At 38.8% G+C, this 24,126-nt stretch carries 23 protein-coding genes and 2 rRNA genes; 9 read left to right on the forward strand and 16 right to left on the reverse strand.

Annotated elements, in window-relative coordinates:
* Positions 1-21: 21 nt before the first annotated feature.
* Complete coding sequence (gene mepM / locus DV415_RS07605; protein WP_479682616.1) at positions 22-1,452, reverse strand: murein DD-endopeptidase MepM; 1,431 nt, start codon at positions 1,450-1,452, stop codon at positions 22-24.
* A gap of 177 nt (positions 1,453-1,629) precedes the next feature.
* On the opposite strand from mepM, the gene znuC reads away from it, so the two are divergent.
* The 5 genes from znuC (at position 1,630) to tilS (ending at position 6,488) form a co-directional block, all read left to right on the forward strand.
* Complete coding sequence (gene znuC / locus DV415_RS07610; RefSeq protein WP_118790813.1) at positions 1,630-2,436, forward strand: zinc ABC transporter ATP-binding protein ZnuC; 807 nt, start codon at positions 1,630-1,632, stop codon at positions 2,434-2,436.
* Positions 2,436-3,221, forward strand: coding sequence for a zinc ABC transporter permease subunit ZnuB (gene znuB, locus DV415_RS07615; RefSeq protein ID WP_118776310.1), 786 nt, complete (start codon positions 2,436-2,438; stop codon positions 3,219-3,221). The genes znuC and znuB overlap by 1 nt, the downstream gene beginning before the upstream one ends.
* An 88-nt stretch (positions 3,222-3,309) precedes the next feature.
* A complete protein-coding gene (gene accA / locus DV415_RS07620) occupies positions 3,310-4,257 on the forward strand; it encodes an acetyl-CoA carboxylase carboxyl transferase subunit alpha (protein ID WP_118776311.1) in 948 nt (315 codons plus the stop codon).
* A 72-nt stretch (positions 4,258-4,329) separates the two neighbouring features.
* Positions 4,330-5,196: a pyridoxal kinase gene (gene pdxY, locus DV415_RS07625; protein WP_118776312.1), complete on the forward strand. Its 867-nt coding sequence runs from the start codon at positions 4,330-4,332 to the stop codon at positions 5,194-5,196.
* On the forward strand, positions 5,196-6,488 hold the full coding sequence (tilS, locus tag DV415_RS07630) for a tRNA lysidine(34) synthetase TilS (protein WP_118776313.1): 1,293 nt from the start codon (positions 5,196-5,198) through the stop codon (positions 6,486-6,488). The genes pdxY and tilS overlap by 1 nt, the downstream gene beginning before the upstream one ends.
* Here the strand turns inward: tilS and mutH are convergent.
* The 3 genes from mutH to DV415_RS07645 all read right to left on the reverse strand — a co-directional run bounded on the left by mutH (position 6,485) and on the right by DV415_RS07645 (position 9,115).
* Positions 6,485-7,156 carry a DNA mismatch repair endonuclease MutH gene (gene mutH, locus DV415_RS07635; RefSeq protein WP_118790814.1) on the reverse strand — a complete coding sequence of 224 codons (672 nt, stop codon included), beginning with the start codon at positions 7,154-7,156 and terminating at the stop codon, positions 6,485-6,487. The two genes, tilS and mutH, sit on opposite strands and share 4 nt — an antisense overlap.
* On the reverse strand, positions 7,153-7,692 hold the full coding sequence (locus tag DV415_RS07640) for a methylated-DNA--[protein]-cysteine S-methyltransferase (protein ID WP_192879110.1): 540 nt from the start codon (positions 7,690-7,692) through the stop codon (positions 7,153-7,155). Before DV415_RS07640 ends, mutH begins: the two co-directional genes overlap by 4 nt.
* Positions 7,693-7,768: 76 nt before the next feature.
* Entirely contained in the window at positions 7,769-9,115 is a 1,347-nt protein-coding gene (locus DV415_RS07645; RefSeq protein WP_118790833.1) for a porin, read from the reverse strand.
* A gap of 207 nt (positions 9,116-9,322) precedes the next feature.
* Between DV415_RS07645 and DV415_RS07650 the strand changes: the two genes are divergently transcribed.
* Together DV415_RS07650 and purM are read left to right on the forward strand one after the other, a co-directional pair.
* Complete coding sequence (locus tag DV415_RS07650) at positions 9,323-9,610, forward strand: YfcZ/YiiS family protein (RefSeq protein WP_118790816.1); 288 nt, start codon at positions 9,323-9,325, stop codon at positions 9,608-9,610.
* Positions 9,611-9,749: 139 nt separating this feature from the next.
* On the forward strand, positions 9,750-10,787 hold the full coding sequence (gene purM, locus DV415_RS07655; RefSeq protein WP_118790817.1) for a phosphoribosylformylglycinamidine cyclo-ligase: 1,038 nt from the start codon (positions 9,750-9,752) through the stop codon (positions 10,785-10,787).
* Between the two features lie 91 nt (positions 10,788-10,878).
* Here the strand turns inward: purM and cpdA are convergent, their stop codons facing one another.
* From cpdA to DV415_RS07680, 5 genes are all read right to left on the reverse strand, one after another.
* Positions 10,879-11,703, reverse strand: a complete 825-nt coding sequence (gene cpdA, locus DV415_RS07660; protein ID WP_118790818.1) for a 3',5'-cyclic-AMP phosphodiesterase — start codon at positions 11,701-11,703, stop codon at positions 10,879-10,881.
* 9 nt (positions 11,704-11,712) lie between these two features.
* Positions 11,713-12,345 (reverse strand): ADP-ribose diphosphatase, encoded by a 633-nt coding sequence (nudF, locus tag DV415_RS07665; RefSeq protein ID WP_118790819.1) that lies wholly within the window; start codon positions 12,343-12,345, stop codon positions 11,713-11,715.
* Positions 12,346-12,538: 193 nt separating this feature from the next.
* Positions 12,539-13,858: an exodeoxyribonuclease VII large subunit gene (xseA, locus tag DV415_RS07670; protein ID WP_118790820.1), complete on the reverse strand. Its 1,320-nt coding sequence runs from the start codon at positions 13,856-13,858 to the stop codon at positions 12,539-12,541.
* A 1-nt stretch (position 13,859) separates the two neighbouring features.
* Entirely contained in the window at positions 13,860-15,074 is a 1,215-nt protein-coding gene (locus tag DV415_RS07675; protein ID WP_118790821.1) for a ribosomal protein uL16 3-hydroxylase, read from the reverse strand.
* 2 nt (positions 15,075-15,076) lie between these two features.
* Positions 15,077-15,385, reverse strand: a complete 309-nt coding sequence (locus tag DV415_RS07680; RefSeq protein ID WP_118790822.1) for an RnfH family protein — start codon at positions 15,383-15,385, stop codon at positions 15,077-15,079.
* 191 nt (positions 15,386-15,576) lie between these two features.
* Between DV415_RS07680 and pth the strand changes: the two genes are divergently transcribed.
* Complete coding sequence (gene pth, locus DV415_RS07685) at positions 15,577-16,161, forward strand: aminoacyl-tRNA hydrolase (RefSeq protein ID WP_118790823.1); 585 nt, start codon at positions 15,577-15,579, stop codon at positions 16,159-16,161.
* A 47-nt stretch (positions 16,162-16,208) separates the two neighbouring features.
* Positions 16,209-17,300 (forward strand): redox-regulated ATPase YchF, encoded by a 1,092-nt coding sequence (gene ychF, locus DV415_RS07690; protein ID WP_118790824.1) that lies wholly within the window; start codon positions 16,209-16,211, stop codon positions 17,298-17,300.
* Between the two features lie 44 nt (positions 17,301-17,344).
* Here ychF and rnd read toward each other — a convergent pair whose 3' ends face one another.
* The 7 genes from rnd to DV415_RS07725 all read right to left on the reverse strand — a co-directional run.
* The gene (gene rnd, locus DV415_RS07695; RefSeq protein WP_118790825.1) at positions 17,345-18,493 is read right to left on the reverse strand and encodes a ribonuclease D; all 1,149 of its coding nucleotides are present in this window, start codon (positions 18,491-18,493) and stop codon (positions 17,345-17,347) included.
* A gap of 55 nt (positions 18,494-18,548) precedes the next feature.
* Positions 18,549-20,237 (reverse strand): long-chain-fatty-acid--CoA ligase FadD, encoded by a 1,689-nt coding sequence (gene fadD / locus DV415_RS07700; RefSeq protein ID WP_118790826.1) that lies wholly within the window; start codon positions 20,235-20,237, stop codon positions 18,549-18,551.
* Between the two features lie 42 nt (positions 20,238-20,279).
* On the reverse strand, positions 20,280-20,831 hold the full coding sequence (locus tag DV415_RS07705) for a Slp family lipoprotein (RefSeq protein WP_118790827.1): 552 nt from the start codon (positions 20,829-20,831) through the stop codon (positions 20,280-20,282).
* 24 nt (positions 20,832-20,855) lie between these two features.
* Positions 20,856-21,566, reverse strand: coding sequence for a tRNA (adenosine(37)-N6)-threonylcarbamoyltransferase complex dimerization subunit type 1 TsaB (gene tsaB / locus DV415_RS07710; RefSeq protein ID WP_118790828.1), 711 nt, complete (start codon positions 21,564-21,566; stop codon positions 20,856-20,858).
* 12 nt (positions 21,567-21,578) lie between these two features.
* The gene (locus DV415_RS07715; protein ID WP_118790829.1) at positions 21,579-23,501 is read right to left on the reverse strand and encodes a DNA repair helicase YoaA; all 1,923 of its coding nucleotides are present in this window, start codon (positions 23,499-23,501) and stop codon (positions 21,579-21,581) included.
* Positions 23,502-23,682: 181 nt separating this feature from the next.
* A 5S ribosomal RNA gene (gene rrf / locus DV415_RS07720) occupies positions 23,683-23,798 on the reverse strand.
* Positions 23,799-23,947: 149 nt separating this feature from the next.
* Positions 23,948-24,126, reverse strand: a 23S ribosomal RNA gene (locus DV415_RS07725); the annotation flags it as partial.

The raw sequence follows: 24,126 nt of genomic DNA on the forward strand, positions 1-24,126 counted from the left end.
ATTTAACCGCACTTTATATGATTATAATTTTAGCATTCGCTCTGCTTCACGTGCACGAACAAGGAATTGTTTACGTTCAGCTGAACTCATACCGCTGCTAGTACCCGGTAATTTTACGGTAAGAGGATTAACTGCCCGACCGTTAATATGAAATTCATAATGTAAATGCGGCCCCGTAGAAATGCCCGTGTTACCAGAAAGCGCAATACGTTCGCCTTTTTTAACTATTTGCCCTGCTTTTACTAAGGGTTTGCTCAAATGCATATAAACAGTCTGATATTCACGCCCGTGACGCAATACAACATAACGCCCAGCACCGCCAGCCTGATATGCGACTTTTTCAACTACGCCATCTGCTGGAGCGATAATCGGTGTACCTTGAGAAACAGAGAAATCCACACCTTTATGTGGACGAACACGTCCTGTTACTGGGTGACGACGATTTGGATTAAAAGGGGAAGAAACGCGCGCTTGGCGTTGCAATGGATAACGAGCAAAACCTTTGCCTAAGGTTTCTCCTTGCTGATTGTAATAACGACCATTTGCAGCTTGCACTGCATAATAGTTTTTACCGCCAGATGAAATACGTAACGCCTCAACATTACCCTGACCAGTGAGTTTATCGCCTAAATATTCACGAGAAACTAAAATGGCAAATTGAGTTCCTTTTTTCAATTTCTGTATGCTTACCTGCCATTGAAGAGCGGTGGTTAATTGGCTAATTTGGCGATTATCTAAACCCTGTGCTTTTAAACTCGCCGAAAAAGAACCATTAATTTCGCCTTTTAATACTTCTTTTCTCCAAATACTTTTCTTTTCAATAACTTGGCGTTTAAATTGCCCATCTTCAGCACGTTCATAAACCCGTTCTTCTTTTTCAGATACCAGCCAATTCAAATATTCTAAGTTGTCACTTTTATCTAAAATCCAATAAAACTGCTGACCCGCTTTTAAGTGGGCTAAATCAGGATCTAGCGCGAGCAACTGTTGTACTGTTAAATCATCCAAGCCAGACTGAGCCAAAACATCTTTTAAGGTGTCCCCTTCGGTCACCGTATAGCTAAATTGATCAGTGATTCTTATAGCTTGATCGGCAGCATCCAATACGCCATTGAGCGCATCTTGTGCGTGTTGAGGCAAAGTATCGAAGTCATCCGTAGGTGGTTTTATTTCATCAACTTCGTCATCTTTTGCTTGTAGCTCATCATCATAAGAGGTGGCATTTTCGTCAGGTTGAAGTGCGGTAGAATTTACTGGAGTTTTACTTGGCGATGTATTTAATGCGTGATATTCCCCACTGTCTGCGGTAGAGAATACGGGATTTTCTTCAGATTTGTCTTTTATTGTAAGTAAAATGCCTGTCAAAATAAGCAGAATAGCAACAAAAAACACGCCTACTTTTATATATGCGCGTTTTTTTCGTCTATCTCGAGCTAATTTTACGTGTTGCACTGGCATCCCTAAAATAAAAAAGTTTTCAGCATTCAGACTACAGATTATAAAGAAAATTCATTCCTATGGAAAAAGCATTATTCAAATGCTTAAATATTCGACATTGGGTAGAAAATCTTGAGAATTCTATAAAAATGCGTTATTTTCCCCAACCATTGTTGAAAACACGGCGATTTTATGAATATCACAGCCATTCGCAACGAGCAAAACTTACAACCGCTCATTCAATTAAAAAATATCAATGTGGTTTTCGCACAAAAAACCGCTCTGCAAGATATTAATTTAAATATCTATCCGAATTCTATTATCACTATTGTGGGGCCAAATGGTGGCGGAAAATCAACGTTATTAAAAACCTTATTAAAACTACAAACTCCCACTTCTGGCGAAGTCATTTACAGTAAAAATGTTCGCATTGGCTATGTTCCACAGAAAATCCATTTGGATCATAGTTTGCCTATTACGGTTGAGCGATTCCTTTCGCTAAAAAAAGGCCTTAAAACACAAGAAATATCTACCGCACTTGAGCAACTTTCGATTTCACATTTACGCAAAAATAATATGCAAAAACTGTCTGGCGGTGAAATGCAACGCGTATTATTGGCGCGTGCAATTTTAAATAAACCAAATTTACTTGTGCTAGACGAACCCACTCAAGGCGTAGACATTACTGGACAAGCAGAGCTTTATCAGCTCATTCATCAAACCCAACAAAAATTAAATTGTGCCGTATTGATGGTATCGCACGATTTACACATTGTGATGGCAGACAGCAAAGAAGTATTGTGTATTAACCAACATATTTGTTGTGCAGGTACGCCCGATGTTCTGTCAAATGATCCAACATTTATGCGTTTATGGGGAAATCAGATCGCACAAAATGTTGGATTTTATACCCATCATCACAATCATCATCACACCTTGCACGGCGATGTGTGCGGTTGTAATTCATCAGCAGTGCATTGTCAAAATAAGGATAAATAATGTTTGAAATTTTATTTCCTGCCCTTTTAACAGGCATTTTGCTTTCGCTTATTACTGCGCCACTTGGCGTATTTGTGGTGTGGCGGAAAATGGCTTATTTTGGCGACACCCTTTCTCACTCTGCCTTGCTCGGCGTAGCGTTAGGTATTTTCTTACAAGTCAATCCTTACATTGCGATTGTGGTGCTTACCTTAATTCTTGCTATCGCAATGGTGTGGTTAGAAAGCAACACGCAATTTTCTATTGATACCTTACTCGGCATTATCGCCCACAGCTGTTTATCTCTCGGGGTTGTGACAGTAGGATTACTACATAATGTACGGGTAGATTTGATGAGTTACTTATTTGGGGATTTGCTCGCAATTAATTATACCGATTTAATTTATATTGGGATTGGCGTAATAATTGTGCTTTCAACATTAATTTACTTTTGGCAATCCTTACTTTCCACCACCGTATCGCCAGAACTCGCGCAAGTTGAAGGCATTAATATCAAAAAAATGCGTTTTATTTTGATGATATTAACCGCATTGACTATTGCCTTGAGTATGAAATTTGTCGGGGCATTAATTATCACATCCTTATTAATAATCCCTGCGGCAACCGCCCGCCGCTTTGCGAGAACGCCAGAATCTATGGTGGGCTGGGCGATTGTAGTAAGTATGTTATCGATTATAGGTGGGTTAATATTATCAGCCTTTTATGATACCGCTGCAGGGCCTTCCGTTGTGATTTGTTCAGCGTTTTTATTTGTCTTATCACTCTTCAAAAAAGAGCGATTATAAGCTTGCCCAACCAGTGAAAACCATTTGCGCCACAGTTTAATTCTTGATAAAGTGCGGTCAATTTTTACGGTCTTTTTAGGATAACAAAATGAACCAAGAATATTTAGATTTTGAATTGCCGATTGCAGAATTAGAAGCAAAAATTGAAGCATTACGAGCAGCATCGGATGATAAAGTTGATTTAACTGATGAAATCAAACGCTTACAAAAGAAAAGCAATGAACTCACTAAAAAAACCTTTGCTAACCTCGATGCTTGGCAAGTTTCACGTATGGCGCGTCATCCAAACCGCCCTTATACACTAGATTATATCGAACATATTTTTACTGAATTTGAAGAACTTGCAGGTGATCGCGCATTTGCTAATGATAAAGCGATCGTCGGCGGTCTTGCACGCTTAGATGGTCGCCCAGTGATGGTGATTGGTCATCAAAAAGGTCGTTCCGTAAAAGAAAAAGTACAACGCAATTTTGGTATGCCCGCACCTGAAGGCTATCGTAAAGCGTTACGTTTAATGGAAATGGCTGAACGCTTTAAATTGCCAATTATCACATTTATTGATACCCCAGGAGCTTATCCTGGTATCGGCGCAGAAGAACGCGGTCAAGCGGAAGCTATCGCTCGCAACTTACGCGAAATGGCTCAACTTACCGTTCCTGTTATTTGTACCGTTATCGGTGAAGGCGGTTCGGGCGGTGCATTAGCTATTGGTGTGGGCGATAAAGTGAATATGTTACAGTATTCAACTTATTCTGTTATTTCTCCAGAAGGCTGTGCTTCTATTCTTTGGAAAAGTGCAGAAAAAGCATCAACAGCAGCAGAAGTAATGGGATTAACCGCAAGCCGTTTAAAAGAATTAAATCTTATCGATAGCATTGTGCAAGAACCTTTAGGTGGCGCACATCGTAATTATCTAGAAATGGCTGAAAACTTAAAACTTCGCTTAAAAGAAGATTTATCAGAACTTGACGGGCTAAGCAAAGAAGAATTATTAAATAGACGCTATGAACGTTTAATGTCTTACGGTTATTGCTAACTAACATTCTAAAAGAGCGGTGATTTTTGCCGCTCTTTTTTGATCTAAATATACAACAAAGGAGAAAACACAATGAAAAACGTACTTTCAATCCAATCCCACGTGGTCTATGGTTTTGCGGGTAACAAATCTGCGACTTTTCCAATGCAGTTATTAGGCGTCGATGTATGGGCATTAAATACCGTTCAATTTTCTAATCACACCCAATATGGAAAATGGACAGGCATGGTAATCCCACAAGAACAAATCCGAGAAATTGTGACCGGACTCAATAACATTGAAAAACTACAAGAATGTGATGCCTTGTTATCTGGTTATTTAGGTTCTGCGGAACAAGTTGATCAAATTCTTTTTGCCTTAGAACAAATCAAACTGCGTAATCCAAATGCACTTTATTTATGTGACCCAGTGATGCCACATCCGAAAAAAATCTGCGTGGTTGCCAATGGTGTTCGCGAAGCGCTTATTGAAAAAGCCATTCAAGTGGCAGATATTATGACACCAAACTTACACGAATTGCGTCAGCTAACCGAATTCCCAATTAATACCTTTGATGATGTATTAAAAGCGGTGAATGCGCTGATTGAAAAAGGTGTGAAGAAAGTCCTTGTTAAACATTTAGGCAGTGCAGGTAAAATTAACGATCCTGATACATTTGAAATTATTATGGCAACCCCAGAGGGTGTTTGGCATTTAAGCCGTCCGCTTTATCAATTCAACTTTGAACCAGTGGGCGTGGGCGATTTAATCGCGGGTACATTCTTAGCAAATTTACTCAATGGAAAATCTGATGTAGAAGCCTTTGAAGCTATGAATAATGAAGTAGCAGGCGTAATGAAAACCACCTTTGAACTGGGTTCTTACGAATTACAAACCATTGCCGCACGTTTTGAAATTCTCAATCCAAGCAGCAACTATAAAGCTGAAAAAGTTGCCTAATGGATTTACTTTCAGACATTGAAAAACAACTCAAAAAAACCTCTGCTCAAGGATTTCTTATTGCCTTGAGTGGTGGTTTAGATTCCACTGTACTTCTTTCTTTATTTGCAAAACTCTGTCAAAAACAACCGCACTTACAGACTTTATCAGCTCGAGCAATCCACATTCATCATGGATTAAGCCCCAATGCAGAGAGTTGGGTTCAACATTGCCAAGATTTATGCGATCAATTTCAAATTCCGTTGATTATCGAGCGAGTACAAGTAGATAAAACCAATGGCATTGAGGCTGGGGCGCGTGAAGCACGCTATCAAGCCATAAAAAAACATCTTCAAACACAAGAAATGCTGGTTACAGCGCATCATCTAAACGATCAAACTGAAACCTTTTTCTTAGCCCTAAAACGTGGTAGTGGACTACAAGGCTTAGGCGCCATGCAACAACAAAGTGTATTATTCGGCATGCCAATTTTACGTCCTTTGTTAGGTTTTACTCGCTCACAGTTAGAAGATTATGCGCAAAAAGAAAATCTCAACTGGATTACAGATGAAAGTAATGAGGATAACCGATACGATCGTAATTTCTTGCGCAATGAAATTTTGCCAAAATTACGTGAGCGCTGGGCTCATTTTGATTTAGTCGTGCAACGTTCCGCACAACATTGTTTTGAACAGCAACAATTAATTAATGATTTACTGAGTGAAATTTTTGCACAACATTGTCAAATTAAAAACCAATTTAAACTGTGTCAGTTCCGCCAATATTCACCTGCAAAACAAACCGCACTTTTGCGTATGTGGCTTGCCGAAAACCAACTTGAAATGCCAAGTAAACGTCAACTTACACAACTTATTAATGATGTTGTTTTAGCAAGGGAAGATGCAAATCCTCAATTTCAGTTTGTAAATAAAGTCATTCGACGTTATCAGGATTGTCTATATTTAACTAAGCCGTTTTCTGATCTAACCAAATACTGCCTAAAATTAGAACAAAACACGTTAAGTTTACCTGATGATTTAGGCAATCTCACTGTTCAAGAAAATGAACATAATCTGATTTTCTACTGGCAGGATTACTCTATTACACTAGACAAAACGGACTTGCCTATTTCTATCCGCTTTGGCTATTCGGGCAAAGTTAAACATCATCCGAAACGACCAAGAGAAGATATAAAAAAAATCTGGCAAGAATTAAGCGTACCACCTTGGGAACGAAATCGGATTCCTTTAATTTTTTATGGCAATGAGCTAAAAAGTGCGGTAGGTTTTTTCCGTGTTTTAAAATCAAGTTAAAGCGGCTTTACATCTAAAAACGCTTTCAAAATTTGAGCGGTGAATTCTTTTCTTAGATAAAAACCCAAAGGCAAGGTATCTATAATTTCGCCATTTTTTCCTATCCCTTTTGTCACAGCACGACTATTTGCACCCTTCGGGCGAAGTTGCATCACTTCCCCAATTCGAGCGGTAATTTGATCCAATTTGCCAAGTACAATTAAATCCATCAATTCTTCCCAATCTTGTTTTAATTGACGTTCTTGCTCAGCGGTTGGCTTCCATAAAATTGGCGCGCCGATATGGCGTTCACGTAATGGAATATGACGGCTGCCTTCAATCGGCATCCAAAGTACACAAGAAAGTTTATGACGAACATGGGAATTTTCCCATTTAACCCCTGAATTTTGTACCAACGGGGCAAGGCTCACAAAGGTGGTTTCAAGAGGATACCCCTCGGCATTAATCGGTAACGTTTTAAGTTCAACACCTAAATGAGAAAAATCCTGTTCAGCTTTACTCCCTGCCGTTGCGCCTAAAGCACGCTCTAATAACATGCCTACCCAGCCTTTATCACGTTTTAAATCAATCGGGACAGGAATATGCAGTTCATTAGCTAACTCTCCAAAAGTTAAGCCTGCAATTGATTGCGCTTGGGAAAGCAATTGTTCAAGGGTTTGTGGAATCATTCGTGATATTTCTTAAAAAAGCGAGGCTTAGTATTTTCAGTGCCTTTATCAATATAGGGAATTTTCTCTAACTGCAATAAAAAACGTTTTGCCTCTAAGCCACCACCAAAACCAGTTAAAGTACGATCTTTGCCTAAAATGCGGTGACAAGGAATAATAATACTAATCGGATTACTGCCTACCGCGCCTCCCACGGCACGAACAGCTTTAGGATTATTAATCCGTAACGCCAGTTCTCCATAAGTTGAAAGTTCTCCATAATCAATTTCTCGCAAGGCTTGCCAAATGGCTTGTTGAAACGCTGTGCCTTCTGGCTTTAAAGGAATATCTGCAAAGAGCTCAACTTCCCCATTAAAATATCGTTCAAAAGCCAACCGCACTTTTTGAAAAATAGGCAATTCATCTTGCTTGTGCCATTTTGGATTAGGCGCATATTGCTCTTTTTCAAAATCAATATGTGTAATACTTTCACCATCAGATAAAATCAAAAGCCGTCCGACTGGTGAAGGATAATAAGTGTAATAAAGTGCGGTCATTTTTCGCCTTGTTTTATAAAAAGAAAAGCACACCTCGTGTGGAAGTGTGCTTTATTATGCTAAATTTTTTAACGGATTAGAAACTATAATTTAAGTTTAAGCCGTAAAGATTTGCGTGTGCTTGAGAAGTATAATTTGCGGTTTCTGTTATCAAGCCACCTGCAGCTTGTTGTACTTCTTTAAAGTGAACTTTTTTACCTTTTAAGTAAGCATAGCCAAGATCAACAGATAAATTCGGGGTGAATTTATAGGTTGCACCTAAACTATACCAAGTGCGATTGGTATCTGGAATTGCAGCACTACGGTGATGACGAGATGCAGCTTGATCGTAAGCAATACCCGCACGTAAGGTCAATTTTTCATCAAGATTATAACTTGCCCCTAATGCAATACGAGAGTTATTACTGTATTGCAATTCTTTATCAAAAGCTTTTTTACCATTTTCATAGCTAGCGTATAATCTTGTTAAACGACTCCAATGGGTATATTTATAACTATAATGCACTGCAAATTTGTCAGTTAATTGATGGAAACCAGAAAGTTCTAAGTAATCTGGCAATTTAAGGGTTAAATTACCTTTTTTCCCCGCCCCGATAACCCCTGCTTCTAAACTAGTGGCAGTGCGGTCAGTAAAATCAATGTCCACTTTAGAATGATAGGCTAAACCAATTCGGTTACCTTCATTAAATTGATACATTACACCTGCATTCCAGCCAAACCCCCAAGCTGCTTTATCTTGTAATGACACAACAGATTTGTCTCTAGAGGTCAAATAGTCAGGAATTACTGTTTGTGGGTTTACTGCTTTGAGTGCGTTTTTTCCAGTCTGAACACTCTCCGCAATAATACCAGCATTCCGTTCAATTTGGGCTTTAGCATAAACCGCATTTACCCCTAAACCTACGCTCAAGCCTTCTGTTACTCGATAAGCACCACTTAAATTTAAGTTGATAGCAGTCAAGTCAGTTTTTCCACCAAATACACCAGCATCATAACTATCGCCATATTCACTTTTTAGACCGAAATTTACATTCATTCCTGCGCCCACCGCTAATTTATCATTCACTGGAGCAACGAAATAAAGATTTGGCACAAAAGCACCGGGAACAACATTACGCTCTGAAGCTGAACCTTTCTTATTTGCTCCATGAAGAAGTTTCACAGAAGTAGCTACATCACCACTCATATTAATTCTAGAATCAACATAAACGCCACCTGTGGAAAACTGTGCAGTTTTAAATAAACTCATCAAAGCCGGGTTAGTTGCTACTACTGATGCATTATCTGCAATCGCCGCTTCACCCGCATACGCGCGACCAAGCCCAGAAGTAGAAACTTCCGCCAATTGGAAAGCCGCCGCATTTGCGCCACCTGCAGCCAATAACATTGCAGTTGCTAAAACAGATTGATTAAATTTTTTCATTTGGAAACCTTTGTTATAAATAAAAATCTTGCCGATTTTAAAACCCGATGCTATTGAGTGCAAATTCATTTCCTTGTTTTTATTAGAGTTCCGACCAGTTAGCGGGAACTTTTTGCATTTAATGGGCTATTTTGTTCAATTTTTGTCATTTATGGACAAACAGAAAAATGATAAAATGCGCAAAAATATTCATATAAGGAAAAGAAAATGACAGTAAAATGCAAAGCAGAAGAATCCTTAACTTGCAGCTGTGTTGATGTAGGCACGATTATTGATGGCTCTGACTGTACCGTAGAAATACATCAATTTTATAGCACTGAAGCTGATGCAAATGCAGCGCTTGAACGATTAACGAAAAAAGCTCGCGATACAGAAAGCGATCCTTGCGAAATTAAAAGCGAAATCGTGGCGGTTGAAAACGGTGTTCAGTTAAATGCCTCTTTCACTTTTAGTTGCCAAGCAGAAGCGATGATTTTTGAACTGGCGAATCGTTAAAAACAATTAAAAATTTGACCGCACTTTTTCTAAAGTGCGGTCTTTTTTTATCTCAAAATTTAAATCGCAAACGTTTGCTTAAGCTGTTAAAATGAACGCCAATTTATTTTTCAATACTTATCTATATAGGAAAAACACTGTGAGCAAACAATCATTAAGCTATAAAGATGCTGGAGTTGACATTAATGCCGGCAATGCCTTGGTTGAACGGATTAAACCTGAAGTGAAACGTACCACTCGCGCGGAAGTTATCGGGGGATTAGGTGGATTTGGCGCCTTATGTGCGATACCCAGCAAATACAAAGAACCTATTTTAGTATCAGGTACCGATGGAGTTGGCACGAAATTACGCTTAGCCATTGATTTAAAAAAACATGACACCATTGGCATTGATTTAGTCGCCATGTGTGTCAATGATTTAGTCGTTCAAGGTGCTGAACCACTGTTTTTCTTAGATTATTATGCAACAGGAAAACTAGATGTTGATGTGGCTGCTGACGTTGTAAAAGGAATTGCTGATGGTTGTGTGCAATCGGGTTGTGCATTAGTGGGGGGCGAAACAGCAGAAATGCCAGGCATGTACCATGCAGGCGATTATGATTTAGCCGGATTCTGTGTAGGTGTTGTAGAGAAATCTGAAATTATTGATGGTAGCCGTGTAAAAAATGGCGATGCGTTAATTGCCTTAGGTTCCAGTGGCCCACATTCAAACGGTTATTCTTTAGTTCGTAAAGTGATTGATGTCTCGGGCGTTAATCCTGCAACAGAACTGCTTGATAATAAACCATTAAGCGAACATGTACTTGCACCAACAAAAATCTATGTCAAATCCGTGTTAGCACTTATTAAGCAAGCCGATGTACATGCAATTGCGCATTTAACAGGTGGCGGGTTCTGGGAAAACATTCCGCGCGTATTGCCTAAAAACACTAAAGCAGTAATTGATGAAAAAAGCTGGGAATGGCCTTCCGTGTTTAATTGGTTACAAGAAAAAGGCAATATTGATACATATGAAATGTACCGAACCTTCAATTGTGGTGTGGGCATGGTAATTGCACTTCCTCAGGAGCAAGTCGAGACCGCATTGGCAATCTTAAAACAAGCGGGTGAGAATGCATGGTTAATCGGGCGCATTGAACATACTGAAGACGATGCAGAACAAGTTGTGATTGCGTAATAAAATCATAAAAAAATGGTACACATTTACTGATGCGTACCATTTCTAACTGGAAAAAAGTGCGGTGAATTTTCACCGCACTTTAGTTTGATTAATACCCTTCTTCTTGCATATTCGGCAAAAATTCTGCTTGCTGAATACGTTTCACTTGGGTACGAATTGAACCATCTGAATGTAACTCAATTTCACGCCAACCAGGCTGTAACGTATCAAGAGAAAAATACTGGCAATCAGGTTTAAATTGAATACAAGTTGCTGGCGTTGCCATCACTTGATAACCATTCCATTCACTATTTACTTCTTGATGAATATGCCCATATAAAATAGCTTTCACATTACTAAAAGGCGCAAGCACTTCTGCCAATTCGTGAGAATTACGAAGGTTATGTTGATCAAGCCATGCGGAATTAGTTGGTAATAAATGATGGTGTAACACAACCAACGTATAGCGTTCAGGATTTTTTTCTAAGGTTTCTTTTAATAAATCGAGTTGATGCTGGCTTAGTTGCCCATGTGGTACACCGTAAACTTGGCTATCCAACAATAAGGCTTGCCAATTCTCGCCCAATAGAAGATGTTTTGCCACGTTCATTGGTGGCTGATTTAAAAATTCCGCCATTTTAGGCTGAAAATCGTGATTTCCCGGAATCCAAAACACAGGTTTATTGAAAGGTTTCATCATTTCTACAAAACGAGTGTAACCTTCATCACTACTATCCTGCACAAGATCGCCTGTAGCAAGAATCACATCAAATTCGTTATTTTCTTGCTGAATTTCCTTTAATACTTGAGCAAAACTTGCTTGTGTATTTACCCCCAATAATTCAGCGCTTTCATCTTTAAATAAATGGGGATCCGTAATTTGTAATAATTTAATAACAGGCTTTTCCGTCTGATAAACAAACGTATTTTTCATTAATGCCCCCTAACTACATTTCCAACTTTGTTGTAACTGAGCATAATTTAATTGAAGCCACTGCAGCCCGATCACCGCAATGCCATTATCAATTTTCCCCTCGCACATCCATTGATACGCCTGTTCACGTTTTACTACGTGTACTCGAATGTCTTCATTTTCTTCAGCCAAACCGTGAATACCTTTTGCTTGTGAACTATCAACCTCACCAACAAATAAATGAATTCGCTCCACTGTTCCACCTGGGCTATCCCATACACTTAAGCAATGCGTTAAATTTTTTACTTGAATTCCCGCTTCTTCTTCACTCTCACGCAAAGCAACCTCTTCCGGCTTTTCACCTTTTTCCACCATGCCTGCAATTAATTCGAGTAACCAAGGCGAACGATTAGATTCAGGATGATAAGCCGCGCCAATACGAACTTGCTCAACTAAAATCACAGAATCTTCTTTTGGATCATAAGCGATAACGGCAGAGGCAGCACCTTTAATAAGTAATTCACGCGTTACCACACCGCTTTCACCACCTGCAAAAAGCTTATGTTTAAATTGAATTCGTTTGAGTGTGAAAAAACCTTCATACAAAGTTTGCTCACCCAATATTTCTATATCTTGTTGGCTAAAGTGTTGAATTTCTGACATCTATTTTCTCCAAAACTGCACGCAAAATCATACGCTTAAAAGTCTACAAAAAAAATAGAAGGTTTCCACTTTTTGTTGAAAGTTTGAAGTGAGTCACAAAATAAAATACCGTGATAATTTATCAATAATCACGGTATTCTTTTTCAGAAGTATGTAAGATAATGTTTTACTCCATTTTTACAAAATAAGCATCTTACAAAACCTTACTCACAATTTTTCCATCAGCCACTTGAGTTGTAATGAAGTCCCCTTGATTGACATCTTTCACGCTAACAATGGCTTTACCTTGCGGGTTTTCCGCAATGGAATAACCTCTTGCCAAGACTTTCAACGGGCTTAAGCCATCCAGTTTTCCGCATAACGTTGCCAGTTTATTTTGACGTTCCGTCACTTGGCGATTTACGCAAAAATTTAACCGCACTTGTAACTGCTCTAAGCGTTGTTGGTGACATTGCACTCGATATGGCAATGGATTTTGTTTCAAACGAGAAGAAAGTGCGGTGAATTTTTGTTGTGTATTTTCAAACTGACGCAACATAGCAAGTTGTAAGCGATGCGTAAGCTGTTCATTTTTCGCTTGTTGAGCTCGTAACTGATTCTGTGGATGTTGATTTTGCAATCGTAAGATTATCTGTTTCAAACGCTGGCTTTTTCGCGTAAATAAACGATCAAATGCCATATCTAAACGTTGCTGTTGATGGCGAAGTTGTTGCAATAATTCATCTTGATTACGACTAACTAACTCAGCCGCAGCAGAAGGTGTCGGCGCACGAAGATCTGCAACAAAATCGGCAATCGTCACATCTGTTTCGTGTCCCACCGCACTGATAATAGGTAAGGCTGAACGAAAAATCGCTCGCGCCACTTCTTCTTCATTAAAGCACCAAAGATCTTCTAATGAACCTCCACCACGCCCCACAATTAATACATCTACTTCTTGTCGCGCATTAGCAAGTTCAATCATTTGCACAATTTCTGCGGTCGCCTCTTTGCCTTGTACTGCAGTGGGATAAATGACGACTTTTAAACTTGGATCACGGCGTGCCAAAATATGCAAAATATCTTGCAATGCCGCACCTGTAGAAGAAGTAATAATCCCAACTGCTTTACTAAAGTGCGGTAGATTTTTCTTAAGATTTTGAGCAAATAATCCTTCCGCAGCCAATTTCATTTTTAACGCTTCAAATTGCTGTTGCAACAAGCCCTCGCCAGCTGGGTGCATAGAATCAATAATAAGCTGATAATCACCACGAGGCTCATATAAACTCACATTGGCACGCACAAGCACTTGCATCCCATTTTGCGGACGAAAAGCAACACGCAAATTCTTCATGCGAAACATCGCACAACGCACCTGTGCATTTTCATCTTTCAGCGTTAAATACCAATGCCCAGACACGGGTTGCGTAAAATTGGAAATTTCCCCCGTTAGCCAAATTTGGGAAAAATTGCCCTCAAGCATCTGACGCGCGGCAGAATTCAGTTGAGAGACGGAATAAATATTGTCTGACATATTATTCAATTAACGCCCAACCATCATCGACCCAGTTACAAATGGAATCCAACAATAAATCCATTGAAGTTTCCGGATCTTCGGTTTCATTCACTAAATTAGATAGAAATGCCCAATCCAAACTTTCACCATCAGATAAACGTTTCAATACTTCGGTTTCAATTACATTAAGTTCATCTAACCATTCACCGTTCGCATAAATCCGCAGCGGATTTTCGGTATAAAGCAATTTACAATTGTTGTCTTGAGAAAGGAATGCCCCATCCTCTTCTAAAATTGACCGCACTTCATCAGGATCACATATTTCATCAGAGACTAATAACTCGTAACGACGAGAACTCACCGCACTTGCTACGGCTTGCTTAAACAACGCATCAAAAGCTTCTGAATGAGCCAATTTATCTAATAAAAGCTGTTTCATCGCTTGAATATTTTCATCCGCAAGTTTACCTGTACGTTGTTCAGACTGGATTAAACGTAGCGGTAAATCAAACTCGCTTAAATTCAAATCAGGATCTTGATGACAAAAACCTTTGCTTATCCCATCAATCAAATTGCCTAAATTTGGATAACGCAAGCCAAACGAAAAGGTTAAACAATCATCTTCAGCCACACCATAATGCGCCATACGGGCTGGAATATAGAGAATATCCCCCGGATTCATCACTTCATCAATCACCAATTCGCCCATATCATCAAAAATTCGGATTGGCTGATTGGGTTTAAATTCGGTACTTGGATCACACCATTTACCTAATTGCCAACGGCGATGACCATATCCTTGCACCAAGAATACATCATACTCATCATAATGCTTACCAACTGAGCCTCCTTTCGGCGCGTAAGACACCATAATATCGTCACGTTGCCATTGAGGAATAAAGCCAAATTTGTTCCAAAGTTGTCCTAATTCAGGCGACCATTGCTCCAAATTTTGAACCAACACCGACCATTTTTCTGGCAATTTTTGGAAATCCTTTTCGCTTAAAGGACTAAAAAAAACTTTCCAATCATCATCAGAAAATGTCTTCACTAAACGAGCGGTGACATCTTCATTTTGTGCAAGCTCAATAATATCTTGTGGCTCAAACTGCCCAACAATTTCAGGCAAACCGTTCCGAATCATAAGTGGCTTTTTCTGCCAATAATCACGTAGAAAAATTTCTGGCGTGATATGTTCAGGTAAACAAAAATCAACAGATGAAAGTGCGGTCATTTTTAAGCTCCTTTTTCTTTGTCTTTGGCTGCAGCTTGCTCTGCTGCACGTTTACGGCGAATTTCTTTCGGATCAGCAAGTAATGGACGATAAATTTCAATACGATCGCCCTCTTTTAATACATCAGTCAATTTTATTGGACGACTGAAAATCCCAATTTTATTTTTGCTCAAATCAATCTCTGGAAATTGGCTTAAAATCCCTGATTGCGTAATCGCAGTTTGCACGGTAATTCCTTCATCAACTTGAAAAGATTTCAAATAATAACGTTCTGGCAAAGCATAAGCGATTTCAATGTTAATCTGATTCATTTTTACTTCTTTGTTAAAAAATTTTAACCATTATAACGGAAAAGTGCGGTGACTTTTAATGATAAATCACGAGCAATAACGTCACTCAATTATAGCCGCTTGTTTTAGCGTTATAGATTGAGAATTTAAGGCTTTTTCGCTACAATACGCCACTATTTTTTATATCCTCTTTTTACATCATCAAATAAAAAATGTCAGAAATAAAACTCATTGTTGGTTTAGGCAATCCTGGCGATAAATATACCGATACACGCCACAATGCGGGCGAATGGCTTATTGAACGCTTGGCACGTCGTTTTAACGTTTTACTAAATCCAGAAAGTAAATTCTTCGGAAAAACTGCCCGCACTTTAGTGAATGGAAAAGAAGTTCGCCTTTTAGTACCGACAACTTTTATGAATTTAAGCGGTAAAGCGGTTGGGGCATTGGCAAGTTTTTACCGTATTAAACCTGAAGAAATTTTAGTGATTCATGATGAATTAGATTTACCACCAGGCACAGCAAAACTCAAACAAGGCGGCGGGCACGGCGGACATAACGGTTTAAAAGATATTGTGGCTCAATTAGGCAATAACAATAATTTCTACCGTTTACGCATTGGCATTGGGCATCCTGGCCATCGTGATTTAGTGGCGGGTTATGTCTTAAATAAACCATCACCGGCAGATCGTAATGCACTTGAAAAAGTGCTAGATGAAGCAACTGATTGTGTAGAAATGATTTTCAAAGATGGAATGGTCAAAGCGACCAACCGTTTAAACAGTTTCAAAATTTAAAAGTGCGGTTAGTTTTACAACCGTTTTACTCAAAATAAGGAAAAATTATGGGATTCAAATGTGGTATTGTGGGATTGCCAAATGTCGGCAAATCTACTCTTTTTAACGCGCTCACTAAAGCAGGTATTGAAGCCGCAAACTATCCATTCTGTACTATCGAACCAAATACGGGTGTCGTACCAATGCCAGATCCGCGTTTAGATGCATTGGCAGAAATCGTTAAACCTGAACGTGTATTACCTACCACGATGGAATTCGTGGACATCGCAGGCTTAGTTGCGGGAGCAAGTAAAGGTGAAGGCTTAGGTAACAAATTCCTCGCTAATATTCGTGAAACCGATGCGATCGGACACGTTGTTCGTTGCTTTGAAAATGACGATATAGTGCACGTTGCGGGAAAAATTGACCCACAAGATGACATTGATACCATCAATACCGAATTAGCCTTAGCAGACTTAGACAGCTGTGAACGCGCGATCCAACGTTTACAAAAACGAGCCAAAGGCGGCGACAAAGAGGCTAAATTTGAACTTTCCGTTATGGAAAAAATCCTCCCTGTACTTGAAAATGCTGGAATGATTCGTTCTGTTGGATTAGACAAAGAAGAATTGCAAGCAATCAAGAGTTACAACTTCTTAACGTTAAAACCAACAATGTATATCGCAAACGTAAATGAAGATGGCTTTGAAAATAATCCATATTTAGATCGCGTTCGTGAAATTGCCGCAAAAGAAGGTGCAGTGGTTGTTCCAGTATGTGCGGCGATTGAATCTGAAATTGCGGAACTTGATGATGAAGAGAAAGTCGAGTTTTTACAAGATTTAGGCATTGAAGAACCTGGATTGAACCGCGTAATTCGTGCTGGTTACGCACTTTTAAATCTTCAAACTTACTTTACCGCGGGCATAAAAGAAGTTCGAGCTTGGACAGTTTCAGTCGGAGCAACCGCACCAAAAGCAGCAGCAGTAATCCACACCGACTTTGAAAAAGGCTTTATCCGAGCAGAAGTTATTGCTTATGAAGACTTTATCCAATTCAACGGTGAAAATGGTGCAAAAGAAGCGGGTAAATGGCGTTTAGAAGGCAAAGATTATATCGTACAAGATGGCGATGTAATGCACTTCCGATTCAACGTATAAAAACATACAAAAAAATAACCGCACTTTTTAAGTGCGGTTATTTGTTATGTTAACTTGATAACATCAACTAACTTTTCACCAATAGATTTGCGCCATCCAATCAGCAACTCTGGTAATTTGTCTTGAGAACAATCATATTTCCAAACCCATTTAATCAATTCTTCCAAAGTGCGTTTGCTCGCAATAATTTCAGAGGTTAAACCTGCTGGCGTTAAACTATTCACTTTTTCTTGTAATAATCGAATTGTTTTTTTATAACGAGGATCTTCAGAAATACGTTCAATAGGTTTTGGATAGTCATTAGAAGAAACACGTCTTGCTTGAGCAAGTAATTGCAAAATCTTCTTACCACGTACACGCACTTCATTTTCAGTTAATCCCATTTCTAACATTTCAGATGTATTACGTGGATTATTCTTTGCCACTTTCCAAAGATTATCTGATTTCACAATATAAGAAGGTGCTAAATCACGCTCTATTGCGACGTTTTGTCGCCACTGCGCCAAAATTCTTAAACGAGACAATTCTAATGGATTTAATTTCCAAGCATTTGGAATATCTAAATAAGCTTTTTCTGAATCTCGTTCTTCTAATTTATGCGTTTTAGAAAGAGCAAGTTCGCAATCATTTCTTACTGCTTGTTCCCAAGGTGTTTTCGCTAACTCTTTTTCAAGAATATGATAAAGCGGCAACAAATACCAAACATCACCTGCAGCATACTGAAGTTGAATATCAGAAAGGGGGCGTTTTATCCAATTCGTCCGTGTTGCACCTTTATCGATTTCTACATTTAAGTATTGTTGTGCTAATTTTGCCAAGCCTGCTGATGTGCCAAGCCCAAGAAATCGCGCCATAATTTGTGTATCAATCATTGGACGTGGAAGCTGATCAAATTCTTGTAAGAAAACCAATAAATCCTCACTACAAGAATGTAAGACTTTTAATACTTTAGGATTGGATAACAATGCAACAAAAGGCGAAAAATCCGTAATCGCTAAAGGATCAATTAAAGAGACGCGCTCGCCATCATAAAGCTGGATTAATCCCAACTTAGGAAAATAAGTGGAAACACGCATAAATTCTGTATCTAAGACAACTGCACTTTTCATCTGAGCCAAATTGCAAATTTCCAACAGCGCAGTATTATCCGTAATAACCGTAAAGTGCGGTGGATTTTGACATTCTTTTATCATAGTGATTTTTTATTTAAAAAGAACAAAAATGGGATATTGCTATCCCATTTTGACATTAATGTTTTGAACGTTTTGCGATCTCTTCATCGCGTAAAACCCGACGTAAAATCTTACCTACATTGGTTTTTGGCAGTTCGTCTCGGAACTCAATTTCTTTTGGTACTTTATAGCCTGTGAGATATTGGCGACAATGGTTGCGAAGTTCATCGCGAGTTAAACTATCGTCTTTTTTCACCACAAATACTTTAATCGTTTCACCAGAAACTTCATGAGGAACACCAATTGCCACAGCCTCTTCCACTTTGTAATTCAGCATAACAACATCTTCAATTTCATTTGGATAGACATTAAAGCCAGAAACCAAAATCATATCTTTTTTACGATCCACAATGCTTAAGCTATATGATTCATCCATAATGACAATATCGCCAGTTGCCATCCAACCATCTTTTAAAACTTCGCTAGTTGCTTCTGGTCGTTGCCAATAACCTCGCATGACTTGGTCGCCTTTCACCCATAATTCACCAGGTTCGCCAATTTTTGCATCTGAACCATCATCTTTAATGATTTTTATATCAGTATTTGGCACCGGCACACCAATAGTTCCATTATGTTTCACAACATTAATTGGACAAGCTGCGATCAATGGCGAACATTCCGTCATTCCATAACCTTCAATGATGTTACAGCCCGTCAATTCGTGCCAACGTGTTGCTACAGACTGTTGAATAGCCATACCGCCTCCTACAGAAAGTTTTAAAGCTGAAAAATCAACTTCTTTGAAATTTTCATTATTTAACAAGGCATTAAATAAGGTATTTACACCAGTAATCGCCTCAAAACGGTATTTTTTTAACTCTTTCACAAATCCCTCAATATCTCTCGGATTGGTGATTAAGATCGCCGTTACACCTAACTCTAAAAATAATAAGCAGTTTACGGTTAAGGCAAATACGTGGTAAAGAGGCAAGGCTAAAATGGCAGAACGAGTGCGAGAATGATCACCAATAAATGGTTCTGCAATCCATTTTGCTTGGAAGACATTGGTTATAATATTTCCGTGCGTCAGCATTGCACCTTTCGCTACACCTGTTGTGCCACCGGTATATTGTAAAAAGGCTAAATCCTCGCGTTCCATTTCAGGGCGAACATATTGTCGATATTTACCAATACTCAATACTTCTCGAAAAGTCACTGCGTGCGGTAATTTATATTTCGGCACGAGTTTTTTCACATATTTCACGACAAAATTGACTAAAGTACGTTTACCAAATGAAAGTTGATCGCCCATTCGGGTAAGAATAACGTGTTTGACATTGGTATTAAAAACGACTTTTTCCAAGGTAGAAGCAAAATTTGATACCACGACAATCGCTACCGCACCACTATCTTGCAACTGGTGCTCTAATTCTCTCGGTGTATAAAGAGGATTCACATTTACTGCAATTAAGCCCGCACGCAAAATACCAAAAAGTGCGATAGGATATTGCAATAAATTTGGCATCATTAATGCCACACGATCACCACGTTGAAGTTTAAATTCATTTTGCAAATACGCGGCAAATGCACGACTGCGCTCTTCTAATTTACGAAAAGTAAGTACTTGCCCCATATTAATGTAAGCGGGGCGATCTGGATGTTCGCGCACAGCTTTGTCGAACATATCCAAAATAGATTCATATTTTGAGGTATCCAGAAATTTTTCAGAACCTTCTGGATAATTTTGAAACCAAATTTTTTCCATTTTTTATCCTAATTTGTTGGAAAATCTTTAAGATTTTATCATTTAATTCAAATAATAGCGAATTTCAGGCTGAACATACCAAGGGCGATATCTCCATCTAAAAAATCCCCAATCATCGTCTTCATCCCAATCATCTGTCGGATAATCATAGGTGGTACTGAGCGTCCAAATACGGTATTTATCAGGTTGAATAACAGGATAAGTATAATCAGCTTGTTCGATCTTGCCTTTCTCTGTTCCAGCTAATAGCCCGCCCACAGTAATATAACGTTCTTTTAAATTTTCAGGGTCCACAAAGCCGTTGAAATACACAATAAAACGGCCATCTGATTGAAATTCAACGAATGGTTTACCTGAAATTGATGATACCGGTAAACTTAACACTTCAATTTTTGTTTTACTTGGTAAAACAGTCGCCTGAACAATTTTCCCGCCAAGTCGAACCGTTTTACAATGACAGGTTAAATCCTGAGGGGAAATCTCGCGATAGGAATTAATAGAGAATCGCTCTTCTTCTAACCCTTTCGGTGGTGCCATACAGCCTGTCAATCCCAAGCAAAGTGCGGTAAAAAATAAGGTGATTTTGCCTTTCATTTTCTATCCTCCTGTTATTTAAACTTATTCACGTCCTAGTAATTTTTTCCAAGTAACCTCGTTTCGCAAATAAATCGGTTCAATCTCTAAAGCTGAAATTATGCGTTTTTGCAAGTATTCTACTCGTGCGAGCTCCAGCATATATAATGCATTAGGTAATGCTATATCTGAGCTCGTTAGATTTTTTTCAGTAAATTGAGAATATGCTGCCCAGCCGGTCCCGACTCTAAATGCATTATCATTTTGGAGCTGTTTAATTGCTTGTTCTGGGGAACAAACTTGTTCAGTAATGATTTCTCGCCATAGAAAAAACTCTCCAAAATCAGACCGCACTTTTTCTCTCACTAATTGAGAAAAATAAACTTCGTTCATTCTCGCATCAATCGCTGCAACGACATTTTCTGCTTGATGTAATTCAAATGCCGCCTGTGCCATTGCGGTTAAATTTGAAATAGGAATGACAGGCAAATCCGCACCAAACGCTAAACCTTGTGCAATCCCAGCACCAACACGAACGCCAGTAAAACTACCCGGACCACGCCCAAAGGCAAGGGCATCAACTTCGTTTAAACGTAAACCAGAATTTGCCAAAATTTCATCAATCATGGGTAAAATTCGTTTGGTGTGAGTGCGTTGAGCAAGTTCATTAATATGTGTTTTCTCTCCACGATGAAATAAGGCGACTGAACAGGCTTCAGTAGAGGTGTCCAACGCCAATAAAGTTAAATTTTGCATTATTATTCTCGTTTATTTATTTTGTAAGAATTGTATCACTTTGTTGAGATCACGGGTACGACTTGAGTTAGGTAAACTTTTCAAAAATGTTTCGCCATAATTGCGCATTACTAATCGATTATCACAAATAATCACAACACCACGATCTGTAACATCGCGAATTAAACGTCCAACGCCTTGTTTCAAGGTAATCACGGCTTCAGGAATTTGAATGTCATTGAATGGATCTCCACCTTGTAAACGGCAATCCTCAATACGTGCTTTTAACAAAGGCTCATCTGGCGCAGTAAAAGGAAGTTTATCAATAATGACTAAAGAAAGTGCATCGCCGCGCACATCTACACCTTCCCAAAAGCTAGAGGTTGCCACCAAAACGCTATGCGTTTCTTTTATAAATTGCTCGAGTAATTTTCCTTTTGAGGTTTCGCCTTGTAATAGAATAGAAAGGTTACTTTTTTCACGGAAGTATTCTGCTAAGCCGCGCATCATTGAATAAGAGGTACACAGAACAAAGCAACGCCCCTTATTTGCTTCGATCACAGGTAATAGCATTTCTCCTAAAGCGCTTAACGTATTCGCTTGATTGGTATTCGGCAAATATCGAGGCACACAAAGCAAAGACTGTTCAGAATAATTAAAGGGACTCGGTAAAATTTTTTGTGTCGCATTTTCAATACCTAAACGTTGGCAGAAATGATTAAAAGTTCCCCCCACTTCTAATGTCGCAGATGTGAATATCCAAGCGGCTTCTTTAGCTTCGAGCTGAGCACCAAATTTATCGGCTACTGTCAATGGCGTAATATGTAAACCAAACTGGCGACCATTTCCTTCATACCAATAACAATAACCTACAATATTTGTTTCAGATAAACGCTTGAGCTGAATCTTAATGGATTCAACACGCTCAAAAATACTATCCAAAGTTTGGGAACGACCAAGTGCTAATTTAATTACCTCAGCTAAAAAATCTATTTTCTCCTGTAATAATTCAAAGGATTTTTTCACCGCACTTTGCGTGTAAAGCTCACGCCAATTTCCTCGAACATTACTCCCATTACCCAGTAATAAACGAAAATCTTGTACAACCTTCAGTAAGGTATCAGATGTTGTGCCAAGCTGCTGCATATCCTTGAGTTCTGTGCGATAGACAATATTAATATCCTTACACAAATCAAAAAGCTGTCGTGATGTCAAAGATTGGCCAAAATATTGACTCGCAATATCTGGTAACTGATGAGCTTCGTCAAAAATAATCACTTCAGCATTCGGAATGAGTTCTCCAAAACCACTTTCTTTTACAGCCATATCTGCAAAAAATAAGTGGTGATTAACTACAACCAAATCAGCATTTAATGCTTTTTTACGCGCACTTGCTACATAACATTCTGAATAATTAGGGCAATCGGTACCTAAACAACTTTCCGCCATACTCGTCAGTTGAGGAATAATAGGGCTATCTTCTGCAAGCTCAATACATTCTGTAAAATCGCCTGTTTTAGTACTATTATTCCATTTACGTACTTTGCTTAATTCAGCTAAAACAGACTTATCTCCAAGCACACCTTGAGCAATCACTTGATCTAAACGCTCTAAACAAAGATAGTTTGCTCGACCTTTTAGCAACGCAATTTTTCCCGTGAAATTAAGGGCTTTTTTAATAGCAGGAAGATCTCGATTAAAAAGCTGATCTTGAAGATTTTTAGATCCTGTAGAAATAATGGTTTTTTTACCAAAAACTAAAGCTGGAGCTAGATATGCGAAGGTCTTTCCTGTACCCGTTCCAGCTTCAATAACAAGGGAAGATTTATTTTGGATTGACTCGCCAACAGCATGAGCCATTTCAATCTGCTCAGTTCGAGGTCTAAACCCTTTGATACTTTGACTTAATTCGCCATTAACAGAGAAAATATTAGAAATGCGATCTTGATAATTCATTAAATTAGAAAAATATAAATTTTTATTAGTTTAACAAACTTATAAAAAATCGTATATGAAGATAGTAGTTATATTAAAACTAAAATTAGACTCTTATTTGATTAAATAATGAGTAAATCCCAAAAACAAAAACCCCATATCTTTCGACACGGGGTTCTTCTCTTTCAATTTATATTTAGTAACCTGGCGGTGCCCTACTCTCACATGGGGATGCCCCACACTACCATCGGCATTACAGCGTTTCACTTCTGAGTTCGGTATGGTGTCAGGTGGTTCCACCGCACTATCGCCGCCAGGATAATTCTTTGATAACGTTTATTTTAAATTCTATCTATGTTCTTCATTGGCCACAAGCTGAACTCGATTTTCGTTCTATTGAGTCTTCTTATTTGATTTGTTTGTCTAGTCTTCTCTTACACTCTTTTCCAAAAACACTTGAGCGTTGTATAGTTAAGCCTCTCGGGCAATTAGTACAGGTTAGCTCAACGGCTCACACCGCTTACACACCCTGCCTATCTACGTCTTAGTCTTAAACAACCCTTACAATCTATAAGATTGGGAGAACTCATCTCTTGGCAAGTTTCGTGCTTAGATGCTTTCAGCACTTATCTCTTCCGCACTTAGC

Origin of the sequence: Haemophilus haemolyticus (assembly GCF_003490595.1) — a bacterium.
GTDB classification, from domain to species: domain Bacteria; phylum Pseudomonadota; class Gammaproteobacteria; order Enterobacterales; family Pasteurellaceae; genus Haemophilus; species Haemophilus haemolyticus_L.